The sequence below is a fragment of the Sinomicrobium sp. genome, assembly GCA_029266035.1.
In the GTDB taxonomy this organism is placed as follows: Bacteria; Bacteroidota; Bacteroidia; order Flavobacteriales; family Flavobacteriaceae; genus Sinomicrobium.
Window position 1 is genome coordinate 26,756 of record JAJUFH010000029.1, and the last position, 10,323, is coordinate 37,078.

Below are 10,323 nucleotides of genomic sequence, written 5' to 3' on the forward strand. Positions count from 1 at the left end.
TATGGCAAAATGGTGAAGGTATCGCTCCTTATCTCTTGATTTCAGACAAGAGCAACAAGGTGGTAGGGCTACCGTAATTGATGAGCTTATCTACAAATTTCTGAAGGTGCTTCTGATCTTTCAAAATCGCCTTGATAAGAATATTGTAGGGTCCGGTAATACGATATGCTTCTTCTACTTCTTCAAATGCATTGATCTCCTTTATACCTAAGCTCAGCTTGCCGTCGAAAATTTTCAACAATATAAAAACCGGCATACCATACCCCAGTAAATCGTAATTGACTTTGATTCCGTACGACTGAATAACACCTGCATCTTCAAGCCGCTGTATACGCTCTCTTACCGAAGAGGGAGAAAGGGATATTTTTCTCCCGATTTCTGCAAATGAATATCTCGAATTTTCACTCAACAGACTAATTATATGTCTATCTGATTCATCTAACATAATTTCAATTATTTTTTGACCAAAAATACATTTTTTCAACGGTAAATCACAGTTGTTACACTAAAATCAATTTCATAAGCTACAAGGCTTGGAGTAGCTTTGTACTTGTAAATTAGCAATTTTATTTTTCGATGAACACAGAATTATTACTCGTTCTTTCCGCAGGGATATTTGCGGGATTTTACATTCAGACAGTTGTCGGATTTGCCGGTTCTTTAGTGGCTTTGCCGATATTGCTTTTCGGAATGCAATTGCCCGACGCGATTTCGTATATCTCTATTTTTTATCTGATTTCGAGTGGATACCTGATTTATAAAGAGTGGAAAAACATCGATAAAAAAATCATACTTCAAATGGCTGCAGCTTCTGTAATTGGGGTTATTCTCGGAATTGCAGTACTCGCCTTTTCCAAACCCACAATACTGAAAAAAGGTCTGGGAGTATTTATAATTCTCTATGTGTTGTACAACGTATTTGGAAAGAAAAAAATACAGTTGGAGAAACGCGGTATTTTCGGTTTCGGGATTATGGGCGGATTTTTCTCAGGGGTCTTTTCGACAGGGGGGCCGCTGTATGTAATGTGTATAGAAAATACTATTAAAGACGTCAAGGCATTTAGAGCAACTATGATCGGAGTTTTAGGTTTGGTCACTGTAGCTAGAGTACCCGTTTTGGCAGCCGGTGGTATTTTGAGTCTCCACCATTTTAAAATTGCACTATTTGTACTTCCGTTTTTCTTTTTAGCACAAGTATTGGGTAGACGTACTTTTGACAAGATAAACGAAGGCTTGTTTAAAAAGGTATTGATGGTACTATTGTGTATGTCGGGAGTGGCGATGATCTTTTAAACCTAACCACTCTCCCAATCAGCTTCTAACACTAATCTTCAAACAAGATCGATGCGTGTTTAAAACTGAGTATCATTGTACCGAACTGCCTGATATAGTCTTGACCTAAATTGCCGTGAAAATAGCTTTCCTGACCAGCTATATCTTCTATATGTGTTTGCAGGCTGTCTAATCTGGCGGTAACAGGACCTATTTTCAAGTGAAGACTGTCTACAATATAGCCTTCAAACTCCACTACCCCTCCGGCGCCGCCGGTCTTAAAAACGGTCTTTTCTCGATTTGCCTCAATTTCCTTTTTGTATTTCCTGTAAAACGGGGCAAACAACGAAGTGTTCGGCGCTCCGGTATCTAGGTGAAAGTTCAGCGTATCCCGGCTATATTCTACAGCGACAACAGGAGTTAGTCCATCTAATGCCAAGTTGCCATAGGTATAGGGATTGGCGTGTTGAGGAATAAACAATGTATCGTCTTTGTGCAGGTGAATCTCATCCATAGCCTCGATAACCGGAAAACCAATAATCCCAGTAATATGGTAGTCTACCTGGGGAATGGATAGATCTTCGTCGTCAAATACCAGAAAAACGACATTGTTATAGGTAAGTCCGCCAATATCCAACTGTTCGGCCACTGCAAGGTCACTGTTGATCAGGGCTCCGGTTAAGGCGCCCACATCAAAACTAGCTGGTATCAGTCTTAATCCAAGTTTGTCGACATACGACCTACTGATAACCGAAAAATTAGCGCCTGTATCAAACACCATATTTACCTCTGTACTGTCAAAACCCACCGTAATATTGGAAAGACCTACCTTGTCTTTGTATAAAGGAATGGTAAAATCCCGATTTCTTGTAACCTCTTGTGGCGGAACATCGCGCAAGGCCTTCCAAATCTTCCAGGTATTTCTGAGGTCTCCTAATTCTGACGAATCTAGCAAAGACCGATAATTTTCCCGGATAAACATATTGGTTTCTTCGGCTTTGCGGTATTCATTTAGATAGATATGATTCTGGAGTTTTATATTGTACAATTCTTGGAGCAAGGTATCATTAAGCTCCTCAGAATCTTCGATAAGCATTGCTATACTCTGGTTAGAGCGCTCCGGTTGGTTAAACACCTGATCGGCAATAGCTCGATAATACAGGGCATGGGGTTCAGAGAGCTCGTCTTCCTGTGCATTAAGCACTGCTCTAAACCGGAAGTAGTCTTCCTGCTCTATCAGTTTGTCCAATTGATCGGACAGCCGTGCGTCAAACTCCGGTTGTGAACTGTTGCGACAAGCGAACAGCGGTATAAGAAGTATCAGGAATAGTGATAATTTATTCATGGCTAAAGTGTTTTCTGGTTTAAATATGCCCTTGGTAAAAACAACTATTCGTCACTAAAGGTAGTAAAATATGATTTTTCATATAGGAATTCGGATATAAAATAGCTCCTCTAAAACGTATGATCGAGGTTTTAGAATCGCTAAGAGATGCTTCTTATAAACACAACGACGCTTTGTGGCAGCTATTAGAAGCCCTGTTACTTATGCCCAATCGCGATCTCACTTTGTCTTATACCTCTTCGTCACACCTCAACAAAGGAATACGGCGACTTAGGCTCCTAGACGGACTGTTGATGTACGCACAGAGCCTAAGCGTATACCAGTCTGAAACAGGAGAAAGCACCGCCCTGGTCTTGGACTTAGGAAGTATGCGTTTTACACTGATTTTATCAGCGGATTTAAACCGGGGTTTTTCAGGGGAAGGAAATGTCTTAGAACAGCTTGTTCAAACAGCACCGGAAACCTGGATATACGGAATGAAGGCAACAGTGCTATGAGCTGGCTTTTCTGAGAATCTCTTCTCAATCTTCCACTACGACTTTTCGGTATGCCTTTCCCCAATCGATCATCGCCTGAATAATATTACCAAAAGTTCGGCAATATTCGGTGGGGGAATACTCTACCAAAACGGGGGTATCCGGATATACGGTTCTTTTAACCAGTTTATTCATTTCCATGTCTTTCAGCTCTTTGGAAAGCATTCGCGTCGTAATTCCGGGAATACTTCGCTCAATTTCACGAAATCGCCTGTTGCCATTACAAATTGAGTTCATAATCGGGATGCGCCATTTTCCTCCGATAAAATAAAGTGTGTCCTGTAGAGCTCTGAGCTCATCTTCTTGATTCCTTTCCATTTTTATTTTGGTATACTCGATGATACTGGTTACAAAAGTATATCATATTCCCCATAACTTTGTCAAAAAATTTAAAAAATGAAAAAATTCGAAAACAAAGTAGCCGTGGTCACCGGTGGAACGAGTGGAATAGGCTTGGCTACGGCAAAAGAACTTATCGCACAAGGTGCTAAAGTAATGATTACCGGCAGACGAAAAGACGCACTTGAGAAAACAGCTTTGGAAATTGGAGCCATCCCCTTTGTAGCAGACCAATCCAATATAGATGAAATCGAGGCTTTAAAAGATGAAACCAGACGCCGATTTGGTTCTATAGATATTTTGTTTATCAATGCGGGGATTACGGGAACTTTAAGCGCTATTGAAATGGCGACGGTTCAGAATTTTGACCAGGTGATGAACATCAACTTCCGCGGAGCTTATTTTACACTCAGCAAATTTATTCCCCTGTTGAATGACGCTGCTTCGGTGGTTATATTGTCTTCCAACACTGCCGTGATGCACAATCCCAATTCATCCGTCTATCAGGCGAGCAAGGCAGCCTTGAGCTCTGTAGCCAAAACAGCTGCAGCGGAATTGGCATCCAGAAAGATCAGGGTGAATACCGTAAGTCCCGGCCCCATAAAAACCGATATTTTGGCCAAGGCGGGATTTGATGAGGAAACTCTAAAAAATATCGATGAACAGCTGATGAACGCTATTCCTTTAAAGAAGAAAGGCAAGGCCGAAGAGGTCGCTAAAATAGTGAGCTATTTTTGCGGAGATGAAGCCGGTTTTATTACAGGTGCAGAACTGATTATGGACGGAGGAATGAGTTTATAAATGCATGTTGCAGATCAATAAAACTACAATATATGAAAGCGATTAAAAAGAAAAATACAAGAGTTCTTATTGCACTTTTGACAGTGTTGGGAGTTTTTGTAGGATTGCAATTTTTAAATGATCCATTGGAGGAAAAAACCATTGTTAACAAAATTGAAGCTCCGCGTGAAGTGGTTTCCATTTTGGAAAATTCTTGTTTTAACTGCCATTCCAATCGTCCGAATCTCTCTTGGTTTGACCAAATTGCACCGATTTCATGGGTGGTAAACAAGGATATAAGAAGAGCTCGGGAAGTGCTAAATTTTTCAGAATGGAATTATTCTGATGTCGATCATCAGGGGAAAATGTATGCCATTCTCAATATGGTACAAAGCAGAAAAATGCCGTTAGATAAATATACATTACTGCATCCGTCTGCTAAGGTTACGCCAGAACAAATTGAAATTATTAGAAAATACACACTTTCTTTAACCGATAAACAAACAGCTGTAGATCAGGAAAACAAAATTCATCGAGATCTCAATCTACCTGAAAATAAGACTTCAAAGGTTATTGTTTCGCCAAATGGCGTAAAATACACTGACGATTTTAAACAGTGGAACGCAATCAGTACGAGTACCTTCTTCGATCGTTCTATTCGGGTTATTTACGGGAATGATATTGCTGTGAAAGCCGTTGAAAACGACGATTTCCACCCTTGGCCAGATGGCAGTATCGTCGTAAAATCAGTTTGGAAACAAAAAGAATTAGCAGACGGAGAAATAAGGCCCGGAGAATTTATAAATGCCCAGTTTATGGTCAAAGACTCAAAAAAATATGCCGATACCGAGGGTTGGGGATTTGCTAAATTTTCGGGCAAAGAACTAGTTCCAACCGGAAAAACGGCATCATTTGCCAAGGAATCCTGCATCGCTTGTCACCGTCAATTGGCAGAAAAAACAGGTTATCTGTTTGATGTTCCCATGAAAATAAATAAAGAACGTTTAATACAACTCCTTAAGTAATAATGAAAAAGCTACTGTTTGTCTTAACCTCCATCTGTGTACTCACCTCTTGCAAAACTGAAAATACCGAGACAGATTTACACCGCGTTGTTTTCGATTCGGGAGATTTAGAATTTATTTCGAGTTCTGTAAATCCAAAAAATGAAACTTCTTCGATTTTGTACGGGAATAAAGAGGCTATACTATCGCTAAGCAATCAAAATGTACAGCCTATTAAAGGTTCAAAGTTTAAGCTCGTAACTTGGAAGTACCACGAAAATCCTCAATATATCGGCGGAACCATTACGGGAGAATTTGTAAGTATAGAAACATTGACAACAGATAAAACCGGAAACGTCTTTTATCAATTTACAGATGATTCTAAAAGCGACAATAACCCACCCGATAAAGAAGAAAGAGTACGCTATTTTATGAGTTATCTGCCGGTAGAAAGGCCTTGACTGAGCAAACATTCGCAGTCTATTGCAAGTAGCTTTGTAAGCCATATCTAGACCGAGTTGATCAATAGTCTTTAATCAGTAGAGAACCTCTGAATCCAAATAAACATCGCTGTTTTTAAGGTTAATGTATTGAATTGAAAAAGATTGCGAATTGTGTATATTTGTTTTTCACCACTGAATTAAAGACAAATGAACGAAACCGACCTTAACCTTCAAGAAGAACAGACCTTTAAATTAAAAGACAATTCCCAAAGAGCCAAGACACTTATTATCGTCTTTGCGATTCTGACCGGACTAACACTAATAGGCTTATTGACAGGTTATAATATTGTGTAAACACTATACACTTATCCCCTTGATATCAGAGGCAAAAAGGGTAAAAAACCGAATACTATGACTAATATCTCATCAAACAAAGAAGTTGTTTCAGCAATGTATCAGACATTTTTGAATCAAAAACAGCTCGATTCACTCGATCAATTTGTAGACGCCGATTATATAGATGAATTTAAAGCGGTAAACCGAGCGTTGATGCTTGCTTTTCGCGATATTCACTTTAGTATTAAAGAGATTTTTGAAGACGGTGACAAGGTAGTTACGGTATACGAATGGAGCGGTACCCATCAAAATGACTATCAAAAAATTCCCGCGACCAATAAAAGAGTAATTGTCGATGGAATAAGTATTTACGAACTTAAGAATGGTAAAATAATCAATAGCATTGCCAAACCAAACAAACTTTCTTTTTTTATACAATTAGGAATTATTCCTGAAGATTTTTTGAGCAGAGTAAAGTAAATTTTGTGGAATGAGGAAAAGCTAAAAATATCCATCAGACAAATAACATATCCTAACGGGGCATTCATCTAACAGCTTGGCAACAATCTAAAAATCAAACCTAAAAGAGCATTGATAACAGGAGAAAGAACCCATAGCGAGAATCTACTACCATATGTAAACGATATTTTGGTTTTCGAGGAAAAAAATCAAAATGCAGAGACTGTATTGCCTTTTTTTGCCGACGGATTTCCTGGAATTGTGTTTAATGTTGCCCCTAACGGACTTTATTTGCAGCACAAAAACAAAAGGCTATCAGATTTTTTCCTGTACGGACAGACCATCAACCCAATTGAACTCTCTGTAAAAGGAACATACAAGTTGATAGCGTTTCAGATCTTCCCTTTTGCCGTACGCGTACTTTTGGGTGTAGAACCAAAAATACTGAACGATGATTGCTTTGATTTAACGGGGTTCATAGAACAAAACCAACAATTAAAAAATTTAAAAAAGGCCGAAACAACGAAACGTCAAATAAAAATTATCTCCCTTTTTTTAGAAGAGATTGCTAAAAACAGTTCATTAAATCCTGACAAATCCATTCTTTTGGCCATCAATTTAATAGTGCAGTTCAAAGGGAAAATATCGGTTTCAGAGCTGCGTAATAAATTATTCTTGACAGAAAGAACACTCGAAAGGCGCTTTGTAAAGGAGGTTGGCGTAACTCCAAAGGTGTTTTGTAAAATCATACAGTTTCAAAACTCTTTGGCACAAATAAAAAACGAAGCATCTAATAGCCTTACGGGCATTGCTTATGAAAATGGATTTTCAGATCAATCCCATTTCATCAAAACATTTAAGAAATATACAGGTTTTACCCCTTCAGAATTTCAACATTTGCCCGCCCTTGCCAATTTTATTCCCGAATAGGAATGACGGTTTTGTACAATTTACTTTATCCCGTACAGCTGACATTTGTCTTATGAAAACTTAAAATATAAGACAATGAAAATTTTAGTATTTGGAGCCACCGGAAGTGTGGGAAAAGAAATCGTAAAGCAAGCATTGAATCAAGGACACCAGGTTACAGCCTTTGTGAGAAATCTGGAAAATTCAGGTCTTAGAAATTCAGCTAATGTAAAACTGATCAAGGGAGATGTAACCTATTACAGCAATGTAGAAAAAGCATTGCGAGATCAAGATGCCGTCTTATGTGCAATAGGAGATGGAAAAATAGGCAAAGTAAGAAACCTTGGAACAAAAAATATTGTGGAAGCAATGGAAAAGAACAATGTAAAACGACTCATCTGCCAATCAACTCTTGGTATGGGAGAAAGTTACGACAACCTAAACTTTCTTTGGAGGTACATAATGTTTGGTTTTTTGCTCAAAAAAGCATTTCAGGACCACAAACTACAGGAACAGCATATTTTAAACAGCGACTTAGACTATACAATCGTGAGACCGAGTGCATTGACCGATGGAGAATTGACCAATAAATTCAAGAGGGGATTTGACGGAAACCAAAAGAACTTGAGCCTAAAAATTTCCCGAGCCGATGTTGCTTATTTTATGCTCGAACAGCTTGAAAATAGGACAGAAAGTAGACTTATTAGTATTTCAGATTGAGAACCTGTAGTTTGTAAAAAATCAATGCCCCCGTTTGTACTCTGCCAATCCGAATTGTCGCGGTCTTACTTACTATTTGTTTTATGCCAAATAATCTTAACGATAGCTTTTGGAGACAAAGATATTATCAACAGAACCAAAACAGAAGGACAAGACATTTAGGCCGTAACCGCACCATTGGTTGTAGAAGCCGTAAACAGAATTCAATTGGGAACTGCTCAAACCAAGGGTGTAGCAACTATTGGAGAAATTATTAATTCGAGTAATTTCTTAAAATCTTTGGACCCAGATGATATAAGCATTTCTGAGATAAGTGAAATGGAAAATTAAATAGCAAAAATCGCAGCAATTGGCGATTTTTCGCCCAACCACCTTTTCTCGTTTTGCTCTAAGTATAGGCATGGTTTTGGTCTACACTCATTCGAATGAGGTTTTTCCGATTTTTCTCGAGTTTTTTTTAATGGTGCCAAATGCAATGGCACAGTCAGATTCGCAGCCAGCCAACTAAATCACGTAGTTTTCTCAAAATGTTAGTACTTTCAAAATACCGTTTCACTTCTTTTATCTTGGCGATACATTCTTCAAATGTAGGTGGTGTTGTTTTTCGAGCAATTTGGCAAGCTTACCAATTTTGGTAAATTCTGAAGAAAGATATATAAAAATGAAGCAAGAGAAAATGAAAAAGATTTCCCCCGAACAAGCGCAAAGCATGTTAAAAAAAGAAGGATTGGACATTAGTTTAGAACAAGCGGAAGAAGTGTTGTTATTTTTACGGAAAATGGCTAACATAGTGGTATATAATTATTTAAACCAAAGTAAACATAGGGAAGATAGCTGACTTATATGTACGGGTGAGTACGGGTGAGTACGGATGAACAGGCCGACAAGGGATACTCTCAAAGGGATCAGGAAGAAAGGCTTAGAAAGTATTGTGAGAGCAATTACATACATATCAGGGAGGTGATCTATGAAGATCATTCGGCCAAGACCTTTAACCGACTTTGACTGGCAAAAGCTGCTTTCATTAAAAAAGAGAGCCCAGCTGCCAATCGGGTAGACGGCTCCGCCATTAACTGACGGAGTGCACCCCTCACACCACTCCCGAAAACTTTCGGGAAATTAGTCTTCCCGATATTCGGGACAGACTGTATACGGCGGTTCGACAATTAGACTTATCGACTGTAGTATTCGGATTAAATTAACATAAGCTTTTATTTTTAAGCGTTTTATGGTAATGGCAGTTCGAAGAAAAGGAGTATGAGCTACAGCCCACCCGCCCATTCGGGTGCAATTCCAGGCATAGGTCTGGTCTGGATTGATTTCCAATCGAATAAGGCTTTTCCGTTTTCGTTTATTAACCAAAAAAGCTACCTGATTTGTTCAAGTAGCTTAAATGTTAATATCGATAAAAAATCAATTGATTATAGTAGCAAACTCTTGTATTGGTAGCCTTACTTTTTTTAGTTTAGAATTCCAGTCATTTTCTTCATCACGATACCCTAAAGCAAGTAGTACAACACTTTTAAGCCCTTTTTCCTTTAATTTTAATATTTCATCAAACTTCTCAGCATCGAAACCTTCCATTGGCGTGGCATCGATTTTCAAATTTGCTGCAGCAATCAATCCAGTTCCCAGACCTATGTATGCTTGTTTCGTTGACCAGATAAAATTATCATTATCGGTTTGTGCTAAAAGAAAGCTACTAATTTTATTTTTAAAATCGGCCAATTGCTCAGCTGGTGTTTCTCTTTCTTTAGCAACTCGTTGTAGATATTTATCAATTGTTCCTTCCTTAATTGAATCAAATGCCGCAAATACCAAAAGATGAGAACTTTCAACAATTTGCGAATTAAACGAGTTTTCGCCTAGTTCTTTTTTTAATGATGGACTATCAATAACAAATAATCTATACGGTTGTATTCCAATTGAGGATGCAGAAAGGTTAATCGCTTCAATGACTTTGTCTAAATCTTCACTTGAAACTCTTTTGTCACTGAACTTTTTTGTTGCATATCGCCATTTTAAATCGTCTATTAATTTTCTGATTATCCGTTTATGCACCTGTTATATTCGCAATTACTAGTCTGTCAAAGAGTTTGTCTCCAAAATACCGTCTGTTTAATTTGTAAATAAACTCGTTGAGATACAACTGTAAGTATTTCCTTTTGATTTTATGGTAG

16 protein-coding genes and 1 pseudogene are annotated in these 10,323 nt (G+C 38.3%); 11 read left to right on the forward strand and 6 right to left on the reverse strand.

All coding sequences use genetic code 11. From position 1 onward, the window contains the following. Positions 1-28: 28 nt before the first annotated feature. Positions 29-445 (reverse strand): Lrp/AsnC family transcriptional regulator, encoded by a 417-nt coding sequence (locus ACYZZR_RS11705; protein ID WP_461534196.1) that lies wholly within the window; start codon positions 443-445, stop codon positions 29-31. Between the two features lie 131 nt (positions 446-576). On the opposite strand from ACYZZR_RS11705, the gene ACYZZR_RS11710 reads away from it, so the two are divergent. Beyond that, the gene (locus tag ACYZZR_RS11710; protein WP_461534197.1) at positions 577-1,293 is read left to right on the forward strand and encodes a sulfite exporter TauE/SafE family protein; all 717 of its coding nucleotides are present in this window, start codon (positions 577-579) and stop codon (positions 1,291-1,293) included. Between the two features lie 31 nt (positions 1,294-1,324). Here ACYZZR_RS11710 and ACYZZR_RS11715 read toward each other — a convergent pair whose 3' ends face one another. Next, positions 1,325-2,617: a pepsin/retropepsin-like aspartic protease family protein gene (locus ACYZZR_RS11715; RefSeq protein ID WP_461534198.1), complete on the reverse strand. Its 1,293-nt coding sequence runs from the start codon at positions 2,615-2,617 to the stop codon at positions 1,325-1,327. Between the two features lie 101 nt (positions 2,618-2,718). Between ACYZZR_RS11715 and ACYZZR_RS11720 the strand changes: the two genes are divergently transcribed. Further along, positions 2,719-3,114: a DUF7825 domain-containing protein gene (locus tag ACYZZR_RS11720; protein WP_461534211.1), complete on the forward strand. Its 396-nt coding sequence runs from the start codon at positions 2,719-2,721 to the stop codon at positions 3,112-3,114. A gap of 24 nt (positions 3,115-3,138) precedes the next feature. Here ACYZZR_RS11720 and ACYZZR_RS11725 read toward each other — a convergent pair whose 3' ends face one another. Then, positions 3,139-3,471 carry a winged helix-turn-helix transcriptional regulator gene (locus ACYZZR_RS11725; protein ID WP_461534199.1) on the reverse strand — a complete coding sequence of 111 codons (333 nt, stop codon included), beginning with the start codon at positions 3,469-3,471 and terminating at the stop codon, positions 3,139-3,141. Positions 3,472-3,549: 78 nt separating this feature from the next. Here ACYZZR_RS11725 and ACYZZR_RS11730 point away from each other — a divergent pair, with 78 nt between their 5' ends. The 9 genes from ACYZZR_RS11730 to ACYZZR_RS11770 all read left to right on the forward strand — a co-directional run bounded on the left by ACYZZR_RS11730 (position 3,550) and on the right by ACYZZR_RS11770 (position 9,148). After that, positions 3,550-4,293 (forward strand): SDR family oxidoreductase, encoded by a 744-nt coding sequence (locus ACYZZR_RS11730; RefSeq protein WP_461534200.1) that lies wholly within the window; start codon positions 3,550-3,552, stop codon positions 4,291-4,293. Between the two features lie 32 nt (positions 4,294-4,325). Then, entirely contained in the window at positions 4,326-5,297 is a 972-nt protein-coding gene (locus ACYZZR_RS11735) for a heme-binding domain-containing protein (protein WP_461534201.1), read from the forward strand. Positions 5,298-5,299: 2 nt separating this feature from the next. Continuing rightward, positions 5,300-5,737 carry a hypothetical protein gene (locus tag ACYZZR_RS11740; RefSeq protein WP_461534202.1) on the forward strand — a complete coding sequence of 146 codons (438 nt, stop codon included), beginning with the start codon at positions 5,300-5,302 and terminating at the stop codon, positions 5,735-5,737. A gap of 189 nt (positions 5,738-5,926) precedes the next feature. Next, entirely contained in the window at positions 5,927-6,073 is a 147-nt protein-coding gene (locus tag ACYZZR_RS11745) for a hypothetical protein (protein ID WP_461534203.1), read from the forward strand. A 57-nt stretch (positions 6,074-6,130) separates the two neighbouring features. Next, entirely contained in the window at positions 6,131-6,535 is a 405-nt protein-coding gene (locus ACYZZR_RS11750) for an ester cyclase (protein WP_461534204.1), read from the forward strand. Between the two features lie 111 nt (positions 6,536-6,646). Further along, a complete protein-coding gene (locus tag ACYZZR_RS11755; protein WP_461534205.1) occupies positions 6,647-7,444 on the forward strand; it encodes a helix-turn-helix domain-containing protein in 798 nt (265 codons plus the stop codon). A 75-nt stretch (positions 7,445-7,519) separates the two neighbouring features. After that, the gene (locus ACYZZR_RS11760; protein ID WP_461534206.1) at positions 7,520-8,143 is read left to right on the forward strand and encodes an NAD(P)-dependent oxidoreductase; all 624 of its coding nucleotides are present in this window, start codon (positions 7,520-7,522) and stop codon (positions 8,141-8,143) included. A gap of 661 nt (positions 8,144-8,804) precedes the next feature. Beyond that, entirely contained in the window at positions 8,805-8,981 is a 177-nt protein-coding gene (locus ACYZZR_RS11765) for a hypothetical protein (protein WP_461534207.1), read from the forward strand. Positions 8,982-9,004: 23 nt separating this feature from the next. Continuing rightward, complete coding sequence (locus ACYZZR_RS11770; protein ID WP_461534208.1) at positions 9,005-9,148, forward strand: hypothetical protein; 144 nt, start codon at positions 9,005-9,007, stop codon at positions 9,146-9,148. 114 nt (positions 9,149-9,262) lie between these two features. Here ACYZZR_RS11770 and ACYZZR_RS11775 read toward each other — a convergent pair whose 3' ends face one another. The 3 genes and pseudogenes from ACYZZR_RS11775 to ACYZZR_RS11785 form a co-directional block, all read right to left on the reverse strand. Next, positions 9,263-9,469 carry a hypothetical protein gene (locus tag ACYZZR_RS11775; RefSeq protein ID WP_461534209.1) on the reverse strand — a complete coding sequence of 69 codons (207 nt, stop codon included), beginning with the start codon at positions 9,467-9,469 and terminating at the stop codon, positions 9,263-9,265. Positions 9,470-9,556: 87 nt separating this feature from the next. Continuing rightward, positions 9,557-10,204: a nitroreductase family protein gene (locus ACYZZR_RS11780; protein WP_461534210.1), complete on the reverse strand. Its 648-nt coding sequence runs from the start codon at positions 10,202-10,204 to the stop codon at positions 9,557-9,559. Further along, a pseudogene (locus ACYZZR_RS11785) lies at positions 10,197-10,323 on the reverse strand (IS1595 family transposase); the annotation flags it as partial. The gene ACYZZR_RS11780 and the pseudogene ACYZZR_RS11785, both read right to left, overlap by 8 nt.

What these genes read in the sequence shown, in the direction of transcription:
- ACYZZR_RS11705 (WP_461534196.1), bottom strand. Translation starts at nt 445, where the DNA reads ATGTTAGATGAATCAGATAGACATATAATTAGTCTGTTGAGTGAAAAT.
- ACYZZR_RS11710 (WP_461534197.1), top strand. Translation starts at nt 577, where the DNA reads ATGAACACAGAATTATTACTCGTTCTTTCCGCAGGGATATTTGCGGGA.
- ACYZZR_RS11715 (WP_461534198.1), bottom strand. Translation starts at nt 2,617, where the DNA reads ATGAATAAATTATCACTATTCCTGATACTTCTTATACCGCTGTTCGCT.
- ACYZZR_RS11725 (WP_461534199.1), bottom strand. Translation starts at nt 3,471, where the DNA reads ATGGAAAGGAATCAAGAAGATGAGCTCAGAGCTCTACAGGACACACTT.
- ACYZZR_RS11730 (WP_461534200.1), top strand. Translation starts at nt 3,550, where the DNA reads ATGAAAAAATTCGAAAACAAAGTAGCCGTGGTCACCGGTGGAACGAGT.
- ACYZZR_RS11735 (WP_461534201.1), top strand. Translation starts at nt 4,326, where the DNA reads ATGAAAGCGATTAAAAAGAAAAATACAAGAGTTCTTATTGCACTTTTG.
- ACYZZR_RS11740 (WP_461534202.1), top strand. Translation starts at nt 5,300, where the DNA reads ATGAAAAAGCTACTGTTTGTCTTAACCTCCATCTGTGTACTCACCTCT.
- ACYZZR_RS11745 (WP_461534203.1), top strand. Translation starts at nt 5,927, where the DNA reads ATGAACGAAACCGACCTTAACCTTCAAGAAGAACAGACCTTTAAATTA.
- ACYZZR_RS11750 (WP_461534204.1), top strand. Translation starts at nt 6,131, where the DNA reads ATGACTAATATCTCATCAAACAAAGAAGTTGTTTCAGCAATGTATCAG.
- ACYZZR_RS11760 (WP_461534206.1), top strand. Translation starts at nt 7,520, where the DNA reads ATGAAAATTTTAGTATTTGGAGCCACCGGAAGTGTGGGAAAAGAAATC.
- ACYZZR_RS11765 (WP_461534207.1), top strand. Translation starts at nt 8,805, where the DNA reads ATGAAGCAAGAGAAAATGAAAAAGATTTCCCCCGAACAAGCGCAAAGC.